At 52.9% G+C, this 22,943-nt stretch carries 14 protein-coding genes; 13 read left to right on the top strand and 1 reads right to left on the bottom strand.

Going from position 1 to position 22,943, the window contains the following annotated elements; translation table 11 throughout:
• The first annotated feature begins 76 nt into the window (after nucleotides 1-76).
• From QA596_01130 to QA596_01110, 5 genes are all read left to right on the top strand, one after another.
• Complete coding sequence (locus tag QA596_01130; GenBank protein ID MDG5766049.1) at nucleotides 77-2,623, top strand: cellulase N-terminal Ig-like domain-containing protein; 2,547 nt, start codon at nucleotides 77-79, stop codon at nucleotides 2,621-2,623.
• Nucleotides 2,624-2,730: 107 nt separating this feature from the next.
• Nucleotides 2,731-3,663 carry a transporter substrate-binding domain-containing protein gene (locus tag QA596_01125; protein ID MDG5766048.1) on the top strand — a complete coding sequence of 311 codons (933 nt, stop codon included), beginning with the start codon at nucleotides 2,731-2,733 and terminating at the stop codon, nucleotides 3,661-3,663.
• 353 nt (nucleotides 3,664-4,016) lie between these two features.
• Nucleotides 4,017-4,634: a response regulator transcription factor gene (locus QA596_01120; protein ID MDG5766047.1), complete on the top strand. Its 618-nt coding sequence runs from the start codon at nucleotides 4,017-4,019 to the stop codon at nucleotides 4,632-4,634.
• A gap of 225 nt (nucleotides 4,635-4,859) precedes the next feature.
• Nucleotides 4,860-6,701, top strand: a complete 1,842-nt coding sequence (locus tag QA596_01115) for a 7TM diverse intracellular signaling domain-containing protein (GenBank protein ID MDG5766046.1) — start codon at nucleotides 4,860-4,862, stop codon at nucleotides 6,699-6,701.
• A 120-nt stretch (nucleotides 6,702-6,821) separates the two neighbouring features.
• A complete protein-coding gene (locus QA596_01110) occupies nucleotides 6,822-8,993 on the top strand; it encodes a YCF48-related protein (protein ID MDG5766045.1) in 2,172 nt (723 codons plus the stop codon).
• Nucleotides 8,994-9,099: 106 nt separating this feature from the next.
• Here QA596_01110 and QA596_01105 read toward each other — a convergent pair whose 3' ends face one another.
• Nucleotides 9,100-9,579 carry a hypothetical protein gene (locus tag QA596_01105; GenBank protein ID MDG5766044.1) on the bottom strand — a complete coding sequence of 160 codons (480 nt, stop codon included), beginning with the start codon at nucleotides 9,577-9,579 and terminating at the stop codon, nucleotides 9,100-9,102.
• Between the two features lie 462 nt (nucleotides 9,580-10,041).
• Here QA596_01105 and QA596_01100 point away from each other — a divergent pair, with 462 nt between their 5' ends.
• The 8 genes from QA596_01100 to QA596_01065 all read left to right on the top strand — a co-directional run bounded on the left by QA596_01100 (nucleotide 10,042) and on the right by QA596_01065 (nucleotide 22,861).
• Nucleotides 10,042-11,952, top strand: a complete 1,911-nt coding sequence (locus tag QA596_01100) for a hypothetical protein (protein MDG5766043.1) — start codon at nucleotides 10,042-10,044, stop codon at nucleotides 11,950-11,952.
• Nucleotides 11,953-12,085: 133 nt separating this feature from the next.
• Nucleotides 12,086-13,252 carry an anaerobic sulfatase maturase gene (locus tag QA596_01095; GenBank protein MDG5766042.1) on the top strand — a complete coding sequence of 389 codons (1,167 nt, stop codon included), beginning with the start codon at nucleotides 12,086-12,088 and terminating at the stop codon, nucleotides 13,250-13,252.
• 2 nt (nucleotides 13,253-13,254) lie between these two features.
• The gene (locus QA596_01090) at nucleotides 13,255-14,964 is read left to right on the top strand and encodes a sulfatase-like hydrolase/transferase (GenBank protein ID MDG5766041.1); all 1,710 of its coding nucleotides are present in this window, start codon (nucleotides 13,255-13,257) and stop codon (nucleotides 14,962-14,964) included.
• A 351-nt stretch (nucleotides 14,965-15,315) separates the two neighbouring features.
• Nucleotides 15,316-16,869, top strand: coding sequence for a sulfatase (locus tag QA596_01085; protein MDG5766040.1), 1,554 nt, complete (start codon nucleotides 15,316-15,318; stop codon nucleotides 16,867-16,869).
• A 215-nt stretch (nucleotides 16,870-17,084) separates the two neighbouring features.
• Nucleotides 17,085-18,764 (top strand): sulfatase, encoded by a 1,680-nt coding sequence (locus QA596_01080; GenBank protein MDG5766039.1) that lies wholly within the window; start codon nucleotides 17,085-17,087, stop codon nucleotides 18,762-18,764.
• Between the two features lie 50 nt (nucleotides 18,765-18,814).
• Nucleotides 18,815-20,221 (top strand): sulfatase, encoded by a 1,407-nt coding sequence (locus tag QA596_01075; GenBank protein ID MDG5766038.1) that lies wholly within the window; start codon nucleotides 18,815-18,817, stop codon nucleotides 20,219-20,221.
• Between the two features lie 73 nt (nucleotides 20,222-20,294).
• Nucleotides 20,295-21,629, top strand: coding sequence for a Gfo/Idh/MocA family oxidoreductase (locus tag QA596_01070; protein ID MDG5766037.1), 1,335 nt, complete (start codon nucleotides 20,295-20,297; stop codon nucleotides 21,627-21,629).
• A 41-nt stretch (nucleotides 21,630-21,670) separates the two neighbouring features.
• Nucleotides 21,671-22,861, top strand: a complete 1,191-nt coding sequence (locus tag QA596_01065; GenBank protein ID MDG5766036.1) for a PmoA family protein — start codon at nucleotides 21,671-21,673, stop codon at nucleotides 22,859-22,861.
• Nucleotides 22,862-22,943 lie beyond the last annotated feature (82 nt).

Here is a 22,943-nt window from a genome sequence, read left to right as displayed (position 1 = left end):
ATGCAGTCTTGACGCTTAATTTGACAGGGTATGAATGGTTTATACCATCCACGTGCACATCTATATGTTTATATCTATGAAAAAAATTCTTTCTATTCCCCTTCTTGCGTTGTTATTAGCGGTGCCATTTAAAGACGGTTCATGCCAGGACCTGACCCTGAATGACCTGGAATATTTTGAAAGGCAGGGGGTCAATGTTCTTATCTATAGCAATCTTTTCACCGGTGGGTTTAACGATGAGAAAACCGCCGGCATCGAAATCATCCACCACGGCGTCCGGACAGCACAGGGCGGAGCCGTCAGGCTCTCAAATACCCCCGAACAGTGGGATCTTGTTCCCGATATCCCATCCCGTACGGTTCATCAGGATTCGAAAACGATTGAAGCCGACCTGGTCTACGACCATTATGATTTCAGCTCGCGGGTTGTGGCCACGGCTAAAGGAAAAAGTGTTGAAATCTCTGTCTATCTGGATGAACCCATCCCCGAAGAGCTTGAAGGGGATGCAGGGTTTAATCTCGAATTTCTGCCGTCACAGTACTGGGGAAAAGCCTATCTGATGGATGGGCGCCTTAATCGCTTCCCCCGCTATGCGGTTGGCGAAACCATCACACGGCCCAACAGCGAAAAGATCAAACAGTATAAAGGATATGTGACCGCAGACGACAGAGGCACCGGCACCTTTATTGATCCGTTGCCACTCGAAACCGGCGGAACCATCGTTCTTGCCCCCGATGACCCCGAGCGAATGGTCAAAATCACCTCGCATGACGCCGACCTGATGCTCTTTGACGGCCGGATCCTCGCACAAAATGGTTGGTACGTGGTCCGGAGCCTGCTCCCGGCCGGGAAAACCGGGAAAGTGCTGACCTGGACGATCGATGTCAACGCCATCGACGGCTGGATCCGCGAACCCAATATCGGGCTCTCGCAAGTGGGATACCTCCCTGAGCAACCCAAGGTGTCCGTGATTGAACTCGACAAGAAGGACACCCCGCTGTCCGAAGCATCCCTCTACAGAATCAACGAAGATGGAAGCAGAACCAGAGCGTTTACCGGTGACATCGAGCCCTGGGGTGATTATTTCAAGTACCACTATGTGCGCTTTGATTTTTCTTCGGTAGACACTCCCGGAATCTATTATATCCAGTATGGTGATTTCAAAACCAATAACTTCCTCATCGCCGACGATGTCTATGATAATATCACCGATGCCACCAGCGATATCTGGATCCCCATCCATATGAATCACATCTATGTGAAGGAAGCGTACAGGGTGTGGCACGGCGAGCCGTTTAAAGAGGGATACCTCCAGGCGCCGCCCGATACCGACCACTTCGATCTCCACTGGCAGGGGCCCACAACCGATACCGAGTACGAAGCCCTGGAACATATCCCGGGCCTGAATGTAGGCGGCTTTTTTGATGCCGGTGACTTTGATATCGAGACCGGCTCGAATATCAGTGTTGTGCAAAATTTTGTTCAGATTTGGGAGTATTTCCAGCCGCAACGTGACCAGACGTTTGTGGATCAGGATCAGCGCTATGTGCTGCTTCACCGCCCGGACGGTGTTCCCGACATATTGCAGTTTATCGAGCATGGAACATTGCAGCTGGTCGCCCAGGCAGAGATCATCGGCCACATGGCACAGGCGCTATCCAATTCCGTTCTCTGGAACTACCATCACCTCGGGGACGCCGCGTCACTGACCGACGGACTTCCATACAACCCGGAACTGGATCGTTATGAAATAGCGCCCGACGGCCTTTCCAGCGGACTCATGGACGACATGTGGGCCTTTACCAGCCGTAATCCGGATCTCGATCTCCGGGCTGCCGCCATGTTCGCCTCCGCAAGCCGGGCACTGAGGGGATACAATGACGACCTTGCCGACAGAGCCCTCTATCAGTCGAAGAGACTGCTTGCAGAGGCTACGGAACTGCTTGCCGACCAGCCGGAGGAGGAGAGAGAACAACGGTCATGGTGGAGAGGGATCGGCGATATTGCCACCAATCTTCAGCTCTATATCTCAACCGGAGAGCAACAGTATGCGGATATGTACGAGGAACTGCTGTGGCCTGCACTCGACCGCAATGTCACATTCGTCGTTTCTCTTGGACTGCATGGCATTCCGCATATGGACGCGTCATTCAAAGAGAGGCTTCGTCCCTATGTTGAGCAGTACAGGGAGTATATCCTCGCACTGGAAGAGGATAATCCGTACGGCGTGCCCATCGGACTCGGCAACTGGGCGGGAAGCGGAACCATCGTGAATTTCGGTACCACCATCATATTCGCCAACAAGCACTTTCCGGATATCATCGATGCCGACCATGCATTCAAGACAACCAACTGGCTGTATGGATGCCATCCTTACCACAACTACTCACTGGTGGCAACGGTAGGCGCAACACGTCCGAAGGAGGTGTTTTACGGCAACAACCGGGCCGATTTCTCCTTTATTCCCGGTAACCTTGCCCCTGGTATCCTGTTCCGTCAGCCGGATCATTTTGAGAACTACGATGACTGGCCTTTCCTCTGGGGACAAAATGAGGGTACCATTGGTGGAAATACCAGCTACTTGTTCTTTGGATCGGCGTTCAGAAATATGATCGCCAATTGATCGTTTTCCGAGCGGTCCCCTTCGGTCATGCCATTGATCGAAGGGGACATGCCTCGAACCCTGTTCATAAACCGCGGGTTGGGTGAAACCACCCTCTGTATCCAAGCATGCACAACCTGGCAGCAACAGCAATTCTGATTTTTTCACTGGCCATAAGCAGCTGCAGCGGAACCGGTGATACCGATTCCGGCGACATCGGGGGGACCGGCGATGATTACGCCTCGTACGATGGCGCCCTCTCGGGCGACTCCTGGCCGCAGGCCAAAGCACGCGGCTCCGGCACCCTGACGGCCGTCTACGTCCCGGCTCCGGGTTTTGCCTATCACGACGATGAGGGGCACCTCTCCGGCGTCACCGTGGAGTTGATGCGCGCTTTCGCCGGGTATGTCGCGGATTATCACAATGTGGAGCTCACCCTCGATTTCGTCCGTGAAGAGGACTGGCGCACGTTCTATTCCGATATCGTTGATGCCGACGACGGAGTCATCGGCATGGGCAATGTAACCATCACCGAAGAGCGTCGGGAGGAGCTGGCCTTCAGTCCGCCTTACATGACCAACATCGCATCGCTCATCACCCATCGCGACGCGCCCACCCTCACACGCCTGAAGGATCTTGAATCGGTGCTGGGCGGACGCTCCGCACTGGCCTTCGAGGGAACCCTGCACGAGGAGCGCCTTCGCACGCTCACCTCCCGCTACTATCCCGACGCGCGATTCCGCATGGCCGGCTCCAACGATGAAATCATCGAGCTGGTCGGTTCCGGCGACCGGTACTTTGCCTATATCGATCTGTACAACTATTGGCGGGCAGTGGACCAGGGGGCCGCCCTCCAGCGGCATACGTCCGGTGACGAAGCAGCCGAACAATTCGGTTACATTATGCCACTAAATACAACCTGGCAACCCGTTATCAGCGAGTTTTTTGAACATAACGGCGGCATCGTGTCCACCCGACTATACAGAGAGATCATGGAAACCCACCTGGGCACGCGGCTGGCAGCAACTCTGCTTGAAGCCCACTCCGGCACGGACCACTGATATCACGCTCCCGGCGTTCTGCCCGCGTAACTCAAACGCATTATGCTGGCCGGCCCCTCCCATAAAACCGGGCCAATCCAAAAAGGGTTCTTTCGGATACATCCGGGAAGCATACCGGACCCTCACATGTCTACCCATGGGGTATCCGGATAGCTGCGATCCCGCCCCGGGTGATTTTTATCTTGTTAATTATTATTTATTTACGGATCATTGAGAGCATTGATATCCTGAGCTTAGCAGCACCTTACATCCCGTTTCACGGCATCCAGAGGTAGAGTTTCAGTCCCGACTCCGTCGCTTGTTGCAGCCGTGCTGTTCAATCGCCCTTGTCCAAATCAGACACCGGTCTAGACATGTCCTGCTCCGTGTACATATGCGAAGACCATCAGATCGTTATTGATGGCATTCTGCGAATTCTCTCCAATTCCGGCAAATACGAGCCGGTGCAGTTCTTCAAGTCGGCGAAAGCGCTGACGGCCGCATTGAGTTACCACTCTCCGGATATCCTGCTGCTGGACTTGAACCTGCCGGATGTCAACGGCATCGATCTGATTCCCGATATCCGTTCCCGCTATCCCGATACATATATTCTTATTCTCACCATGCACCGCGACCCCATCCTCATCAGAAAGGTCAGGCAGATGGGCGCCGACGGATATCTGCTGAAGGATTTTGGCGAGAAAGAGCTTCTGGATGCCATGGATTGTATCAATCGCGGCAGGCCCTGGTTCAAAAACCTCCCGTACCTCCAGCAAGAGAGTAATCAGGATGCGAACGCCCTTTTTCTGACCGCCAGAGAAAAGGAGATCATCCACCTCACTGTAACCGGACAAACCTCCGCCGAAATAGCAAAAAAACTATTTCTGAGTCCGCATACGGTCAATACCCACCGCCGGAACATTTACAAAAAACTCAAAATATCCAACATCAAGGAGCTGATTACCTACGCTCATTCCAATGGCCTGACCTGACGCATGGCATGCTACACGATATATATCTTCTGCAATCTCCTTTTTTGGATGCATGGTTTGCCTTGTTCTGCGATTGCCGTACTTACTCCGGAAGTGGCCGAAAATCACGCTTCGGCTAACACGAGGAGTGAGATACCGGCATCTGAGTCAATGAGAGCGGGGGAGGTGCTACCTGTTTCGGAGTCTACGGATATGCATGAGAGGCTGCCAATGCCGGATTCGGAAATGAGCAGGAGGGAACCGGCATCGCCTTTGTCGGCCAATGTGATACCAGCCACTCCGTTGCAACGGGCGTTAAGCGGGTCCCTGATTACCGGGGATGCGGCAGTGGACACTTCCGCCACCCTGCTCACTCCCGGGGAGGCCTGGGCGCGTTTGCAGCAAAGCGAGACATATGGCGATCACTATTACGGATTTGCCCAGCATTTTGTCTGGATGGGCTTTACCCTGGCAAACAAGTCGGATGCGAATACCTGGTATCTGGAAGTTGCCAATAACCACATCAATCACATTCGCCTGTACTCCCGCGTGCATTCCCCATCCGGCCTGTCCGACTGGTTTGAAATTGCTTATACGGGCCGAACCAGTCCCTTTTCAACCAGGCCGGTGCCCCATTTCAACTTTGTTTTCGATTTGGACCTTGCGCAGCAAACCAGTTCGGATTTCGTGCTGCTGCTCGACAAACGGCGCTCTTCCATTAACTACCCCGTTCGCATGTGGACGATGACCGACTTTAACTCTGTTCAGCAACGCCACTACGCATATTTCGGGCTCTATTTCGGCATCTTCGGCATCGTGGTACTGACCACCCTGGTTGCTTTTCTTTTCACTCTGCAACGTATCTATTTCTGGTACCTTTGCTATGTGATGAGCGTCGGCCTGTTTGTATTTGTGGATATCGGATTGGCACATCAATACTTATACCCCGAATCATCCACCATCGGCGGGGCGTCGCGCATTGGCCTGAGCTATCTTCTGGTTTTTACTTTCAACATGTTCACCATGTCCTATTTCAGGACACGCGACAACTATCCGCTTGTACACCGGCTGTTCTGGATACTATGCGCCATAATTATTGGAATTGCCTTTACGCACGCTTTTTTTACCAGCTTTGCCCAGCAGCATGTAACCTATATCCTCTACCTGCTCTATTTTGATATCCTTGCTTCCATCAGCCTCGCGCTCTGGGTCGCGTTCAAATATTTGACGATCGAACGAAACACGGCAATCCTCTTTATCCTGGCCTTCTCCTTTATTTTTGTCGCGGGCACTATCTTTATCATGAGTGAATTCGGACTGATTCAGACACCTGACCTTCTCTTTACCCCGATTCAAATCGGATCCGTGATGGAAATTGTTTTTCTAAGTTTCGGACTGGCCTGGCAGGTCCGTTTTGTTGAAAAAAGGCAAATTGCGCTGGCCGATAAAGTCCATCGCCTGGAAAATGAAAAGCTGAGCGCCTACATCCAGGGGACGGAGAAAGAGCGCAGCCGGGTGGCCGCGGAACTGCATGACAACATCGGAAGCAAACTCGGACAGCTGCGCAGAACGATCGAATCCGGCCAAAACAACATGCGGCGAATCACCCGTGATGTTCAGGAAATTGTTCAGGATGTACGGGTTATTTCGCAGAAACTTGCGCCGCCCGGACTAAAGCTGGTCGGACTGGCACCTCAAATCGAGCGGTTGGTGCTGGAAGTCAACCAAAGCAGCACGATCAGCTATACCTTTCAATCCGTGGATGTGCCGGATGATTTGCCGGAAGATATCACCATTCAGCTTTTCCGTATTGTGCAGGAGGGGCTTCAAAACATAGAAAAGCACAGTCAGGCGGATAAAGCGGAAATCCAGCTGATATGCCACAGCGACCAGCTGGTCCTCACCATCGACGATAACGGCAAGGGATTTGACCTCGAAAACTCATCAACCAACGGGATCGGGCTGGATAATATCCGGAAGCGCGTCAGCTACATGAAAGGGGAGATCATGGTTACATCGGTTCCGGGAACCGGCACCGAAATGATGATTACCGTTCCCGTACATCCTCAAACCCGCGTGCAGGCATAGTCCGGGGCTCGCCTCAAGTATATAAAATATACTTACTTGTAAGTATTGTGACCGTGGCAGAGTGTGCTCAACTTATGGTCTCCAACTGACCTTTCTGAATGCAAACCCCAAGCTATCGCTATGAAAAACAAATACACATGCACAGGTATCGTTATCTTCTTTTTCATCAACTTATTACCGGATGTCCATGCGCAATTGCCAGGCTCCTGGGAATGGCAGAATCCATCTCCACACGGAAACCAGATCAACGCCATCACCTTTTATAACAACGACCTCGGGTGGGCCGCCACCGATGGCGGCATCATCATGAGAACCGAAGACGGAGGTACCACCTGGGAAGTATACCATACCGGTTCGACCAACCCGGTAAACGCCATTATTTTTGTGGATGAGCAGACGGGCTGGGCCGGTGGCCTTGCCGGAGAAATCCTGCATACCACCGACGGCGGCGTCACATGGGAGCATCAGGCATCCATGGCCAATGGCGGGGTGAGAGACTTCCATTTTATCGACGAACAGACAGGCTGGGCCGTGGGAAGCAATAACAGCATTTATACCACCGGCGACGCGGGCCAGACATGGACGGCCTTTGAAGGAATTGATGTTGATGTGAGTGGTTTTGCGCGAGTTTCCTATCTCTCGGTCAGTTTTGACGGAGCCGGCAACGGCATTATGGTTGCACGTATCAGTGGAAATAACAACCTCATATTCCATACCCATGACGGTGGTGATACCTGGGTGGATTCCTTTAGTATAGATACGTACTACGGTGTGCAATTTGTAGCTGAAGAAACCGCCTATATTGCCGGCGTTGACGGTCTGGTTCGTAAAACGACCGATGCCGGTGAAAACTGGACAACCCGGAGTCTGGAAGAGACACCGACACTTTGGGATTTGCACTTCATCGATGAACAGACCGGCTGGGTGACCGGATCCAGTGGAAACGTTATGAAGACGACCGACGGAGGGGAGACCTGGACCGATCAACGACCGGATGACAACCGGGAAACCAATCGTGCTGTTTTTGCACTGGACAGCGACCGGGTCTGGACCGGCGGCGGCCTGGGGCACCTCATGCACTCGGGAGATGGCGGTGAATCCTGGAGTAATTATGCGTCTTATGATGTCATTCCTCCATCCAATGTGTTCGCGATCCATTTTTCAGGTGAACATACCGGGTGGATGAGTTCCGATAGTGGATCATCATGGAGCCCGTCCCATCATTTTTTTTCAACAAACGATGGCGGTGAGACCTGGCAGGAACTGGAACTGGAGCTGGATTTCAGGATCAACAGCATAAGCTTTGCCACGGTTGATTATGGCTGGATCGCCGGCAGGAACGGAGGCATTTTGCACACCGGCGATGGCGGCGAAACCTGGCAGGAACAGGACAGCGGCACCGAGGAGCATTTGAATGCGATCTACTTCCATGATACGCAAACCGGCTGGGCTGTAGGAGATAACAGCATCGTGCTTCACACCCGGGATGGTGGCGGCACATGGGAGGAACAGTCGGCCGGAGATACCGATGATTTGAACGATATCACGTTTGTCTCCGATCAAACCGGTTGGCTGGTTGGAGATGACGGAATTATCAGAAAAACGACCGACGGAGGCGAAACATGGGAGTTTTCAAATTCCGATACCGGACTGGATTTGAATGCGGTTGATTTCATCGATGAGAGCAATGGCCTGGCTGTTGGCAGAAGCGGAATCGTTCTCAGAACATCGGACGGAGGTTCAAGCTGGGTCAATCGAAGAAATCCCAATGTGCGCATTTTCCATGACCTGCAGCTGATTGACGATCAAAGGGCATGGGCCGTTGACGCGGATGGCCGTATCCTCTATACCGATGATCTGGCCGATAGCTGGCGATGGGCGCCAACCCGGTCAGATGGTGCGCTCTACACTCTGTTTATCACCGAGTCCGGCGAAGGTTGGGCTGCCGGCCGTGATGGAGCCGTACTTCGGAATACGGATGCAAAATCAATCCCGACATCGGCAATCGTCGAAGAGCGAACCGTTCCTGAGGGAATCGGCTTGCGGCAAAACTACCCCAATCCGTTCAATCCGGCGACCAATATTACATTTGAGTTGGATCAGAGAGCAGATGTTTCACTGAGGGTATATGATATTACCGGCAGACTGGTTTCCGAGCTTGCGAGCGGCCGATACGGCCAGGGGGTGCATACCGTTTCGTTTGACGCGGCTCACCTTTCCAGCGGGGTCTACATCTATCAGCTTCGCGCCGATGGAACGACGTACTCACGGATGATGACCCTTGTAAAATAGTTTCATATGACCACACAAGGATAATACCTCCTATGGTCATATGTCTCAAACTTTAAGTGAATTAAAATGGAGCGGACTGAAAACTAAGGGGCGAAAGGCGGGAAGTTCACGGCTCGGCTTTCAGCCTCCCGCCCCGCACGGTGGCGCCGATCACCAGCGCCGCCGCAATCACCACTACATTTTTGAAGATGTACTGCCCCTCCAGGGCGAGAGCGAACGGAGCCGACTCAAACACAATGCCCGGAAGCAGCACTATGGGTGAAAAAGTACCGATCATCTGCAGATACAACATCAGGATGGTAAATCGCATGTAGCGGCGCACGAACATTCCCACCCCGATCAGACACTCCCAAACGGCAAGTATCGGCAGTCCGGTGCCGGCGCCAATCAGTCCGAATGTGAGAATTTCAATGGTTGTGCCGGCCATCTCCTCGGCCGGACTCATGCCCGGGAAAAGTTTCAATGCACCGAACCAGATAAAGATGAACCCGATGCTGATGCGCAGTAGGAAGATTCCGTTTTGCGCCATCCAGCGTGTGACGGTCCGGTCGATGTGGTCAAAGTAGGTAAACGGATTGATGTTCATTTGTGATCAAGCATTATGAGCCACTTACGATATTAAAACGCTATTAAGTACGGTTTGCAAGGTGTTCGTGCATGTTGCCCGTAATGAGCTTGCGGATAGACGGGTGAACAGGACACCGGGCAGGTGCATAGTCTTGCATCGAACGGACGCCGGCAACAGCCCTGACAAGCTCGCCGGCCTCGGGTATATGCAGGTTACTTAAACCTGCGAAAGTCCCGGAGTCGTCAACTGCCTGCTGCGGTCTATGTAACGTATTCGTATGGGCTATTTTGTTGTTTTTATTGCCGATATTTTTGAAAAAGAGTGTTTTAGTTTGTATTGTAAAGACATGTTGCCGCAAATATTATTTTCGAGGATATTTCCAAACCGGTACAGTCACCGGCCGAAACGGCTCCAAATCACAATATTTCCTGACCAGTACTGACAACCGGTACTGCTACCAACCGACTAAATCACCTGTCCATGAGTAGATTTCTTTTTCTGATCTTTAAACTTCTGTTGCTGTTAAATAGTTCTGCCTTTTCGCAGGTTCAGTACCAAACGCACGATTATCACATCGATTTTTCTGGTGAAGGAACGGAGTTTGTCAATTACTGGAACGGCACCGGCTTTACACCGGGCAGCCTGCTGTTTCGCAAAGACATGCAGCTCACGCTCGATTATCAGGCGGCCGTGCCAAACCAGGGGATGAGGTATGTCAGGCCTCACTGGCTGCTGAATCTGGTGACGGTCCAAAATCCCGGAACCGAAGAGGCCATATACCATTTTGACCGCCTTTTTGAGGCGCTGGACGAGTTTGTTTCCAGAGGGATGAAGCCCGTATTTGAGATCATGGGCTTTCCCATGATTGTCGACTCCGAGGGTGAAACGGCCGAAATGAAGTACGATGAGTTCGCTCAGGGTCAGCAAGATGCCGATAATCAGTGGGTGCCCGATTTTGAGCAGCAGGACGAGCTTATGCTGTGGTATGACTTTGTGGTTGAAATGATCTCGGAACTCGAGGATCGTTACGGCAGGGAAGAGCTGGAGAGCTGGTATTTTGAAAGCACCAACGAGCCGGACATGCCCGAGTGGTTCTGGGATCTGGGAATTCCCGCTTTGTTGAATTACTGGGATGCCACCAGCGAAGCTATTAAGGCGGTGAATGAAAACTACCTGTTCGGCGGGCCCGGAACCGCCCTGATTCTCTCTGATGAATTCAAAGCCGTGATAGAACACGCCGACCGTGGGACCAACGCGATTACCGGCGAACAGGGATCCGTACTGGATTTTATATCGGTTCACAATAAAAACCTGCCTTACGACATGGTCGAAAGCGAAATGGAGGCGATCGACTATATTCGTGAACATCACCCCGGGTTCCGTGATGTCAGTTTTTGGAACAATGAAGCCGACCCGACGTTCGGTTGGCTGAGGCCGTTCTGGTGGCGGCCCAAACCGTGGTATGCCGGTTTTATCGTTCAGTCAGTGGACGCCCACAACCGTTTAATCATGGATGCCATCGACATCAATTACGGAAAGCTGATCAATGACAAAGGTTTTCTGGGCGACTGGTATACCCGGACGGCCCTGGCACGCTTTGCCAACGAGGAGAACGAAGAGCGATTCTGGCTGATTAAAAAACCGGTGCATAATGCCATGTCACTGCTGGCACATATGCCCGGAAGGCGCTACCAGGTCCAGGGCTATGAGACGGACCATGAACTCACCACCGTCATTCCCGTCAGAAAGGACAATGGCCAGATTGTGATGCTTGTCTCCAATATGCCCGAATTCGGACCGGTACGTTCCGGAGCCGATTCCGACCAGGTGATTACGCCGGAACAGAAACGGATGCACGACGCAGCCGCGGCTTTGGTCAATCTGACGGTGGCGAATACCGGAATCCAAAACCCGGTCGTATCCCACATCCGAATCGATGATGTCCACGCCAATCCATACCAGACGTGGATTGAAATAGGCAGGCCGGAGCAACTTGATCTTGAACAGTATGAGTTTCTCACAGGGTACATGGAACCTGTCATCATGCACTCCAGGCGGCCTCTTGATGATAACCGGCTGGAGCTTGTAATGAGTCCGGCGTCGGTCAGCATGATTATTATTTCCGAAGGCGCCGAAGACGCGGCGATACCGCGCAAAGAACCTGAGATTGCCTCTGTTGCCGCTTATGAGGGATTTCACGGAGAGCGCAAGGAGTTCGTGAGGTGGGAACAGGCCACCGATGATGTCGTAGCCTATGATGTGTATGCCTCGCACGATGGCGGCGAGTACGCCCGGGTCAATCCTGTGCCGGTTTTAGATCTTGGCTTTTTACACGTAGTCCCGGATGATGTCGATTCGGTATCATACCGGATTCGCATCGTGGATTTGTGACACGCCCGGGAAACAGCGCCGAGGAGTGTTTCGGTATTCCCACCTGCCGTTGCGGCGGGAAGTGGTAAACCGGCTTGAAAACAGACGTTTTTCCATCTTCGGATGGAGGGACACAATAAAATCAGCAGTCATTATGCGGTCTCATGACGACCCTTTTCATATCATTTCAAAGCCGATTGGCGCTATCTGCAATCTCGATTGCGAATATTGCTACTATTTGGAGAAGGAGGATCTGTATCCGGGAACCCGGTCATTTAAAATGACCGAAGAGGTGCTGGATTCGTACACTCGACAGTATATCTATGCACAACCCGCCGATGCGCAGGAAGTAAACTTCACCTGGCAGGGCGGTGAGCCCACCTTGATGGGATTGCCGTTTTTCAGGAAGGCGCTGGCCCTGCAAAAAAAATACGCGCGTGCCGGCATGCGGATTACCAACTCCTTTCAGACCAACGGTACCACACTCAATGAAGACTGGGCGCAGTTTTTCCGGGACAATGAGTTCCTGGTGGGTATCAGCATTGACGGTCCGGAGGATCTTCACGACGAATTTCGTCCGGACAAGAGAGGCTACGGCTCGTTCCACGAGGTAATGGATGGACTGGAGCTGCTCAAAAAGCACGGGGTGCTTTTTAATACCTTGACCTGCATTCAGTCATCCAACTCATCCTATCCGGTAAAGATATATCGATTTCTGAAAGAAATTGGCTCAACGCATATGCAGTTTATTCCCATAGTTGAGCCGGAGCCCGGTGGAGGAGTCAGCTATCGCAGCGTACGCGCAAAGAAATACGGCTCGTTTCTCTCCGGCGTATTCAACGAATGGCTCAAGCGAAAAGATGTGGGCAGGATATTTGTCCAGGATTTTGATGTCGCACTTAGTATTCTTGCCGGCTATCCGTCACCGATTTGTATTCATGCGGAAACCTGCGGCCATGCCATGGCTATCGAGCACAACGGTGACCTCTACAGCTGTGACCATTTTGTTTTCCCGGAGTACAAGCTGGGAAATATCATGGATCAGAAGGCCAAAGCCATGCATGAAAGTGCCCGGCAGCAGCAGTTTGGCCTGGATAAAAAAGAGAAGCTCCCGGCTTTCTGCAGGCAGTGTGACTATCTGGAGGTGTGCAACGGCGGATGCCCCAAAGACCGAATCATCAATACACCCGATGGTGAGCCCGGCCTGAATTACCTTTGTGAGGGGTATAAACGATTTTATGCGCACTCCTATCCGGTTTTTAAAAAAATGGTACGATGCCTGGAGCTTGGGTATCCGCCCAGTGACTACAAAAAGGTATGACTATGAAAAACAGCGCTTCATCCCACAAGAACATGATTGGATTTGCTTGCATGGCTCTGGCCGGAACCGCAACCATGGGATCAGCAAATTCTGTTGAAGCTTCGGATGCGCACGACAGGTCCGACCTTCCCAACATCCTGTGGATCACAACGGAGGATATCGGTCCGCTGCTCAGTGTCTACGGCACTCCGGGCATCCACACACCCAATATCGACAGGCTTGCGGAAGACGGTATCCGCTATAACCACGCCTACACCACCTCCGGTGTCTGTGCGCCAAGCCGGAGCTCGATCATTACGGCTATGCACCAGGTAAGCATCGGCACGCACAACATGCGTACCGGCTCCCACTACCTTTACCGTTCCGCCGAGGAGGAGACCTACGAAACCTATCAGGGTGTGTATGATGTGACCGGCCGAAATGTGCCCGAGTATTCGGCGGTCATACCCCCGTATGTGCGGCCCTTTACGGAATATCTCAGGGAGGTAGGTTACTATACAACCAACGCCGATAAAATGGACTATCAGTTCAGCGGACCGGTTACGGCCTGGGATGAATCCAGCCCGGAGGCCCACTACAGCAACGCGCCGGAGGGCAGGCCGTTCTTTTCAATAATCAACCATCATGTGACCCATGAATCGCGGATGTGGATGAAGAAGGATGATCCACTGCTGACCCATCCCGACACGGTTCCAATTCCGGACTATTTCCCCGACATCTCTGTGGTGAGAGAAGCACAGGCCAGAAACTTTTCCAATATCATGGAACTGGACGAGCAGGTTGGTGAGATCATCGATCAGCTTAAGGAGGAAGGGATATATGACGAAACGGTGATCTTTTTCTGGAGCGATCATGGCGGACCGTTGCTGCGCGAGAAGAGAGCGGTCGGCAACACCGGATTGCACGTGCCGCTCATCGTCAAACTTCCGCATGGCGAAAAAGCCGGAACCGAGGTGGATGATCTGGTGTCGCTGATGGACCTGGGCCCGACGGTGATGTCCCTTGCAGGCATACCCGCACCCGACCATCTGCACGGCAGAGCATTCCTGGGGCCGTATGTAACCGAAACTCCGCATCCTTACATATTTGGGGCGGCTGACCGGTTTGATACCGCCAATGACATGAGCCGCTCGGTCCTGGACGGCCGTTTTGTCTATATCCGAAATTTCCGTCCCGAACTCCCGCTGATTTATCGCATCGCCTATCGGGAACAGATCGAAATGACCCGCGTGCTCATAGAAATGAACCGTTTGGGCAAACTTGAAGGCGATGCCGCTTATATTTTTATGCCCACCAAACCCCTGGAGGAACTGTATGATCTGAAGTACGATCCGTATGAAGTCAACAACGTGGCCGAAAAACCGGAATATGCTGAAAAGCTGGAAGAGCTGCGCGGTGCGCTGGCTGACTGGCAGCTCGAAGCAGGTGATATGGGGTTCATACCGGAACGCGACCTCGTCAAAATGATGTGGCCGGGCCTGATTCAGCCGGAAACGAAACCGGTCCAATTTTCCCATAGTGGCGACAAAGTTACGCTTCGTTCACCCACCGAAGGTGCGCGCATCGCCTATCAGCTTGGCGACCGCATTGACGGTGACCACTGGGAACTGTATCACAAGCCGGTATCGCTCTCCGCCGGGGAAACCATTCAGGCCAAGGCGGTACGAATCGGATACCGTCCTGCAGAGCGCGTGCGCTTCTCGGCACCCTGAGCGGCTCGATCTTGCTGCCAGCTATCTTCCTGCACTACAGGGGATACACCAGTTTTGAGTTTTTTTTTGACCTTCTGGTTGGGGTTAGGTAGCTTTAGAGATATAAAAAGCGCTTCCATAATCATTTGTAATGGCATCGCTTTAGCAGCCCAAGAGAGCAATTATTATTCTGATCTGAGCAATTTGAAAATGCAGGGGCCACTGTCGAGGCAGGTGTCAGTCTGCTGAGTTGTAACTATTAAAAAATATTTATGAAATGCTCATGACCGGGCCAAAACCCGGATATACGGGAACAAGATTAAAACCGGTCATGGATTTGCATGTGTCTACTAAACCTAAATTTTTAAATGCATGTATAAATTAAGTATTACAGGTTTTCTGTCACGTATTGTTTTTGCTCTGATGGCCTGGTTCATGTTCGTTGGCAGCACGGTCAAAGAACAGATGAATATTCTCTTTATCTCTGTGGATGACCTGAAGCCAAAACTCAATGTGTATGGCCATGACTTCATCCACTCTCCCCATATGGATCGCCTGGCCAACACGGGCATTCTGTTCACACACGCCTACTGCCAGCAAGCCATCTCGGCTCCATCGCGTGCCAGTTTGCTTACCGGATTGCGACCGGACTCGACTCGTGTCTATGACCTGAATACCGATGTCAGGGAAACGGTTCCCGATGTGGTGACCATCCCGCAGTATTTCAAGGATCACGGTTATGCTACCAGGGGATGGGGAAAACTGCAGCACTATCCTGGTCGGGGCAGGGAACATGACCTGCGTACGGACGGTAGCGGTGAATCGTATGCCTGGACGGAGGGATGGGCCAAAGGCGGACACAAAGACTACGCCAATCAGGATAATATCGATTACATGGCCATGCGTGAGAGGTGGGCGGAAGAAATCGGCCTGAAAGGTCTGGAACGCTACATATTCACCCGGGGGCCATCCGTTGAGGTTGCCGATGTGCCGGACACCTCCTACTCCGACGGGCATATGACCATGGAGCTCATTGATGCGCTAAAGGAGAAATCGGAGACCGGCGACCCGTTTTTCTACGCTATAGGCTATATTCGTCCACATCTGCCATTTTCCGCCCCAAGAGAATACTGGGAACTGTACGACCGGGACGAACTCTCGCTTCCCGGGTTTATGGAAATGCCGGAGGGCGCCCCGGATTTTGCTTTTCAGGACTCCTGGGAGCTGCGCAACTACCCCGACATACCGGAAAGAGGCGAGCCCATCCCCATGGAAAAGCAACTGGAACTGTTGCATGGCTATTACGCTTCCGTGAGTTTTGTGGATGCGCAGATTGGTTACATCCTGGATGCGTTGGAAGAAACGGGACTTGCTGACAATACGGCCATAGTACTGTTCGGCGATCACGGCTATCACCTGGGGGATCACGGCATGTGGTGCAAGCACACCAACTTTGAACAGGCCAATCACAGCGCTCTGATCTTCAGGCATCCGGAGCTGTTTTCCGGTACGGTAGTCAGTCAGCCGGTTGAACTGCTCGACATTTTCCCCACGCTTGTGGACTTCACCGGAATGGATATGCCCGAGATGATGCAGGGGCAGAGTTTTGTTCCCATCATGGAAAACCCGGAAACTGAGTGGAAGCCGTACGCGCTCAGTCAGTACCCCCGCAACATCCAGGGAGATCCTAACGGCATGGGCTATTCCATACGTACCGAGCGATACCGCTATACGGAGTGGGTCGTGAATCCGGAATGGGACGGCACCAACTATGCGCATCCGGCACCGGGCAACGAAGTAGTGGCCCGGGAGCTGTATGACTACGAGCTGGATTATGACGAGACCCGCAACTTCGTAGATGATCCCGATTATGCCGATGTGGTGGAGAAGATGCGTAATCTGATGTATAAACAAGCAGCACCGTAGCCAGGCCGCCTTCAGCAATGAATAAACACCCTGGAAAACACCGGGGAGGGTGCACGGTCTTAATGTGCCCCTTCTCTTTTATTCCGCGGCTGGCGAAAAGCTCTCATTACAATTTTTAAAAACGGAATACGGCTTGCCTCACCGGGCAAATTGCCGCTAAAACCGAACCGGACCGGTATTGTCCGGTTATTCTGAACCCACCAAAACGAACCATTATGAATCCTGGAAAAGTGACATTCGCAAAATCACTTGCGATAACAAGTACTGTGGCACTGACCGCCTTTGGCCATGACGCCGGAGCATCGGACCGGCCCAATATTGTCATCATCCACGCAGATGATTTGAACAACTGGCTGGAAGAATTTGACAGGCATCCACAAACCATCACCCCGAATTTCAACCGGCTGATGGAAGCGGGGGTTAACTTCACCAATGCTCATGCAAACAGCCCGTTATCCGGGCCCAGTCGCGCCAGTATGCTCACCGGTCTGTATGCCCATACAACCGGACTCTTCGGGTACAACCAGCAGAATAACCATTGGCGGGAATTTGACAAGCTAAGCGATGCCGTCACCATGATGGAGCATTTTTATGATAACGGATATAGTGTCTATGGAACAGGAAAAGTGTTCCATAACGGACATGAGGATTGGAGTGTCTGGCGTGGTGACGATCCGATAGGACATTTCGGGTACGAATCCAGCTTCGGCCCGTTTGCATGGGATGGCAGCTATGACAGAGGTGACTGGGATCATGCGCTTGGGCTGCCCCATCCCGATGTCCTTGAGGTCGATATTAATGAACATCCGGAATACCGGGGGCATTGGGGTCAGAGCTTCGGTCCTCTTTCTGATATCCCATCCTATCCCCCCAACCCGGAAACCGGAGCCCCCGGTTTTGACGGCTGGATTTTGTACGGGGAACCATGGCATTACGAGGATGATGACAATCGGGACCTGATGCCGGATGAGCTGAATGCGAAATATGCGGCGACCGTCCTGGAGCAGGATCATGATGATCCGTTTTTCCTTTTTGTCGGACTGAACAGGCCTCATACTCCCTTTCACGCCCCGAAAAAATACTTTGACATGTATCCGTTGGAAGATCTGAAGCTGCCCAATGTAAAAGAGAATGTTCTTGATGATGTGCCCGATATGCTCTGGAATCCCTGTCAGACGGCACACTGCAACGGGTACAATGCGTTCGAGAGAATTATCAATCATCCCAAACCCGATATGTGGCTCAAAACGGTGCAGGCCTACCTTGCCAGTGTCACTTTTGTGGATGATGTCGTAGGTGACATCATGGAGTCAATCATGGAGAGCCGCTATGCCGATAACACGGTGGTGATTATTACGAGCGACCACGGTCTGCATCTGGGAGAAAAGGAGTACCTCAGAAGTAAAATGACCGTCTGGGAGGAATCCTCGCACATTCCGTTTATTGTCTGGTCCTCGGATCTTGATCATCCGGGAGCACGTATCAACCATCCGGTATCCCTGATCGACCTGTATCCTACCATCATTGATATCGCCGGACTTCCCAAGGAGCCGAATGCTTCAGGTAACGGACTGCCGCTTGAAGGACACAGTCTGCTTCCTTTCATTGAGAACCCGGATTTTGATGCCTGGGATGGGCCTGACTTTGCCCTGATGTCGATACCAAGCGGTGAGTTCCTTGAACTTAATGAGCCCGGAATACCCGCCAGGCAGTTTCACTCCATACGAACTGAACGATACCGCTATTCACTTATGCCCAATGGTGAACAGGAACTCTATGACCATGAAAATGATCCTTTTGAATGGACCAATCTTGCCCGTGTTGAAGGGCACGAGGAGCTGCTCCGCGAATTCAGAATCAAGCTCCTGGATTTCATCAACCCGGAAAGAAATTGAGGTGTGTTGCTGCCGCCGTCTGCAATCATACATTATAAAAACTGTCTGCCATGAAAAAACACATCCTGGTAACCACAGGAATGGCCTCTCTGCTGACCCTCCCGGCCGAGGGCCTTTCAAAGAATTCGTGTCAGGACGCACCGCCCAATTTTGTTTTCATCCTCACCGATGACCTCGGCTATGGGGATATCGGCGTGTATGGGGCTCAGGATATCCACACTCCGAACATCGACAGAATGGCTGAGGAAGGCATTCTTTTTACCGATTTCTACGCAACGTCTCCGGTTTGCAGTCCTTCGAGGGCATCCCTGCTGACAGGCCGCTATGCCCAGCGAATGGGGGTGAATGCCGTTTTTTTTCCGGAGAGCCTGACCGGCATGCCAGTGGACGAACTGACTAAAGCGGAACTGCTCGCCAAACAGGATTATGCTACGGCCATAATCGGGAAGTGGCACCTTGGACATATGCATCGTTATTTGCCTTTGCAGCGTGGCTTCGATGAGTATTTCGGCATGCCCTACAGCAACGATATGGCCAGTGCGGTCTACATGAGAGGCAATGATGTGGAAAAGCACGAAGTGGATCAGAGGTACTCCACAAGAAGGTTTACCGAAGAAGCACTGGATTTCATCGAACGCAACCGGGAGCAGCCGTTTTACCTTCTGCTATCCCACACGATGCCGCATGTGCCCCTGTATGCCTCAGAGGATTTTCTGGGAACATCCGAACGCGGCCTGTATGGTGATGTTGTACAGGAGCTGGACTGGAGCGTTGGAGAGATACTGGATAAGCTGGAAGCCGAAAACCTGCACGAAAACACCCTTGTGGTTTTTACCAGTGACAATGGACCCTGGCTTGTGATGAGAGATCACGGTGGTTCCGCCGGGTCCTTGCGCGAAGGCAAGTTCTACACCTTCGAAGGGGGGATGAGGGTGCCGACCGTCGCCATGTGGCCGGGGACCATCCCTGAAAATACGGTCTATGAAGGAATGGCCAATATGATGGACTGGTTCCCGACTTTTGCCCATTTGGCGGGTGCCGAAGTGCCGGATAGTATCGTCCTCGATGGAGAAGATATTTCACCCGTTCTGTTTGATCAGGGCGAAAGGACGGGTAACGATTTTCTGTTTATGGAGTACGGGGAGCTCCAGGGCTATCGCTACGAAAACTGGAAAATCAAACTGGAATATGAGGGGTTTCCCGGAGCCTGGTACCGCCACAATGTGGCGCCGCATCCGCTGCTGCTGATCGATCTCGATACGGATCCCTCCGAGAGAATAAATCTTGCGGAAGAGTATCCGGAGCGGGTGGAGTGGATGTTGGAAAAAATGGACAGCGCATACCAGTCGCTGGGGCCGCTTCCCCCTTCGATAACTACGACGGTCAGTCCTGATGAGTCACATCTTGAGTATCTGCGTGAAGAGTACGGAGGGGATTTTTATATTATTGAGGATTGAATGAGACCACATCTGCGGTAAGATGTCTTCGGCCGCTCTATCCCTCAATATAAAACCAACAGCATATTGTACTATGAAAAAGACGGAAATCAAGCGACGTGACTTCATTAAAACCACGGCACTGGCGGGAGCCGCGATCGGACTTGCAGGGCCCTACAGCCTGGCTCGCGCTGCCAAAAGCCCGAACGAGCGGGTCAACGTAGCGATCATGGGCGGCCGCAGCCGCGCCGGCGCTCTTGCAAGGATTTTTGCAGACCTCGACAGCACCCATGTCAAATCGATTTTTGATGTGGATTATCGTCCGCTGGCAGAGCTGGCCGATGATATTTCCGAACGGCAGGGGACCCGGCCCGAGACGGGCACCGACTTCCGGAGGGCACTGGACGATCCCGATATCGATGCGCTGGTCATCGGCGCCCCCGACCACTGGCACGCGTCCGCGACCATCATGGCCCTTCAGGCCGGGAAGCATGTATATGTCGAGAAGCCGGCCAGCTATAACCCTGCAGAGGCGGAGCTGGTAGTCAGGGCAAGCCGGCGCTATGGCAAACTGGTTCAAATGGGCAACCAGCAAAGATCGGCGATTGAGACACTCCAGGCAATGCAGGATATTGCCGACGGCATGATCGGTGAACCGTATTACGCCAAAGCCTTCTACGCCAACGCCCGCAGCTCCATCGGCCACGGCAGCATCGCCCCGGTGCCCGAGTGGCTGGATTATGAGCTCTGGCAGGGTCCCGCCCCGCGAACACCCTTCCGCAGCAATGTCATCCACTATAACTGGCATTGGTTCCGGAAATGGGGAACCGGCGAGCTTCTGAATAACGGAACCCATGAATACGATATCGCACGCTGGGCGCTGGGAGTGGACCTTCCCAACCGCGTAAGCTCTTCGGGAGGAAGGTTTCACTACGACGACGACTGGGAGTTCTTTGATGTGCAGAATGTCAATTTTGAGTTTCCCGGGGGCAAGGCGATCAACTGGGAAGGCCGAAGCGCCAACGGATTCGCGTTCTATAACCGCGGAAGGGGCACCACCATCCACGGTACCAAAGGCACGATCAAGATCGACCGGAGCGGCTATATCTTGTATGACCTGGATAATGAAGAGGTCAAGCGTGTCATGGACGATGACGAGGACAGGGATCATCTGGATACCGTCGGCGGCGGAGACATGACCAATATCCATATCAATAATTTTGCCATGGCCATCCGCCAGGGAGAATCCCTGAACGCCCCCATCGAGGATGCGCAAAAGTCGGTGATGCCGCTGCATATCGGCAATATTTCCCAGTTTGTTGGGCGATCGCTTAATCTCGATCCGAAAACCGGACGGATTATCGGCGACTCGGAAGCCATGAGCTACTGGACCCGAAGATATGAACCCGGCTGGGAACCGACCATCTGACCCGGTAACCTTCAAAATTTTTTAAACGAAAATTCCTACCCATGCTGAAAATTTCCATTCTCGCAGCAGTGATACTGACACATGCGGCCGGTGCCTGCCTGGCCGTGAACCAAACCTCCTGGATGGTGCAAAGCCACGACAGGGAGCTGTTTCATGAACCTGTGCATGCCGATGTGCCTTCAGAGATGTTCCAGGAGGAGGTGATCTGCCTCTCCTCGGAGCATGGCCTGCAAACGGCACAGATTGAACGGGTGGATGACCGGACCAGCAGGGTCTGGTGGATGGTGTCGCAGCCGAAGGGATCGGCCATACAATACACCGTCGACCGTGACGCGCAGTGCGGCGCTACCCCCTTCGCATGGCGGGAAGCCGGTCCGCAGTCGGATCGCCTGCTGCTGGGAGAAAAGCCGGTACTGCAGTACGAGCACCCCGTCTACGATGCCGACGACGTGGAGCACACAAAGAAGCCGTTTCATCACGTATTTAGTCCGAGCGGCGTGCGGTTCATCACCAAAGGGCCCGGCGGACTCTTTTCCCACCACAGGGGGATTTTCCTGGGCTATTATGCCTATGTTGACGGCAGCGATGAACGCATCGACATCTGGCACGCCAGAGACGGCGAACGAAGCGAGCATAACCGGGTAATCCGCCGGATGGAAGGGCCCGTGCTTGGCGGCCACGTTGTGTCGATCGACTGGAAGGACCACAGCGGTGAGACGTTTCTGGATGAAGTCCGTGAGATCAGGACGTTTCGGCAGCCTGACGGACACCTGCTGGTGGATGTTCGCTCCGAACTGACAGCGCTGGAAAGCAGCGTGTTCCTTGGCGGTGACCGCCACCATGCCGGACTCCAGTTCCGCGCCGCGCAGGAGGTGGCCGACAACAGCGAGGCGACCCGCTTCATCCGTCCTGATGCCTGGAGCGATGTGCCCCCGGATGAGGAGCTGGAGAGCGGGGATATTCTCGACTTCCCCTGGAACGCGATGGTGTTTGAAGTGGAGGGGCGGACCTATACGGTGGCGTACATGAGTCATCCGACCAATCCCCGGGGTGCCGAAATGTCGGAACGGCTCTACGGCCGGTTCGGTGAATTTTTCGAGCAGGAACTGGCCGGCGGAGAAACCCTGGTAATGAATTACCGGTTCTGGATCAGAGGGGGAGAGGCCCCTGACCGCTCCGAGATAGAGCGCCGTTATGACAATTATGCCAATCCGCCTGAAGTGAAGGATTGACTTTTTTGTACCGTCATTGTGATCGTTGGATTGATGCATCGCGGGAGGCATTCAGCCGGAGCTGACGGTTTGAACGCTTTTG

The sequence above is a fragment of the Balneolales bacterium ANBcel1 genome (assembly GCA_029688905.1).
Lineage (GTDB): Bacteria > Bacteroidota > Rhodothermia > Balneolales > Natronogracilivirgulaceae > SLLW01.
Note: the sequence above shows the minus strand (reverse complement) of the source record. Positions and strands in the feature narration are given on the sequence as shown.

What these genes read in the sequence shown, in the direction of transcription:
- QA596_01130 (MDG5766049.1), top strand. Translation starts at nt 77, where the DNA reads ATGAAAAAAATTCTTTCTATTCCCCTTCTTGCGTTGTTATTAGCGGTG.
- QA596_01125 (MDG5766048.1), top strand. Translation starts at nt 2,731, where the DNA reads ATGCACAACCTGGCAGCAACAGCAATTCTGATTTTTTCACTGGCCATA.
- QA596_01120 (MDG5766047.1), top strand. Translation starts at nt 4,017, where the DNA reads ATGTCCTGCTCCGTGTACATATGCGAAGACCATCAGATCGTTATTGAT.
- QA596_01115 (MDG5766046.1), top strand. Translation starts at nt 4,860, where the DNA reads ATGAGCAGGAGGGAACCGGCATCGCCTTTGTCGGCCAATGTGATACCA.
- QA596_01110 (MDG5766045.1), top strand. Translation starts at nt 6,822, where the DNA reads ATGAAAAACAAATACACATGCACAGGTATCGTTATCTTCTTTTTCATC.
- QA596_01105 (MDG5766044.1), bottom strand. Translation starts at nt 9,579, where the DNA reads ATGAACATCAATCCGTTTACCTACTTTGACCACATCGACCGGACCGTC.
- QA596_01100 (MDG5766043.1), top strand. Translation starts at nt 10,042, where the DNA reads ATGAGTAGATTTCTTTTTCTGATCTTTAAACTTCTGTTGCTGTTAAAT.
- QA596_01095 (MDG5766042.1), top strand. Translation starts at nt 12,086, where the DNA reads ATGCGGTCTCATGACGACCCTTTTCATATCATTTCAAAGCCGATTGGC.
- QA596_01090 (MDG5766041.1), top strand. Translation starts at nt 13,255, where the DNA reads ATGAAAAACAGCGCTTCATCCCACAAGAACATGATTGGATTTGCTTGC.
- QA596_01085 (MDG5766040.1), top strand. Translation starts at nt 15,316, where the DNA reads ATGTATAAATTAAGTATTACAGGTTTTCTGTCACGTATTGTTTTTGCT.
- QA596_01080 (MDG5766039.1), top strand. Translation starts at nt 17,085, where the DNA reads ATGAATCCTGGAAAAGTGACATTCGCAAAATCACTTGCGATAACAAGT.
- QA596_01075 (MDG5766038.1), top strand. Translation starts at nt 18,815, where the DNA reads ATGAAAAAACACATCCTGGTAACCACAGGAATGGCCTCTCTGCTGACC.
- QA596_01070 (MDG5766037.1), top strand. Translation starts at nt 20,295, where the DNA reads ATGAAAAAGACGGAAATCAAGCGACGTGACTTCATTAAAACCACGGCA.
- QA596_01065 (MDG5766036.1), top strand. Translation starts at nt 21,671, where the DNA reads ATGCTGAAAATTTCCATTCTCGCAGCAGTGATACTGACACATGCGGCC.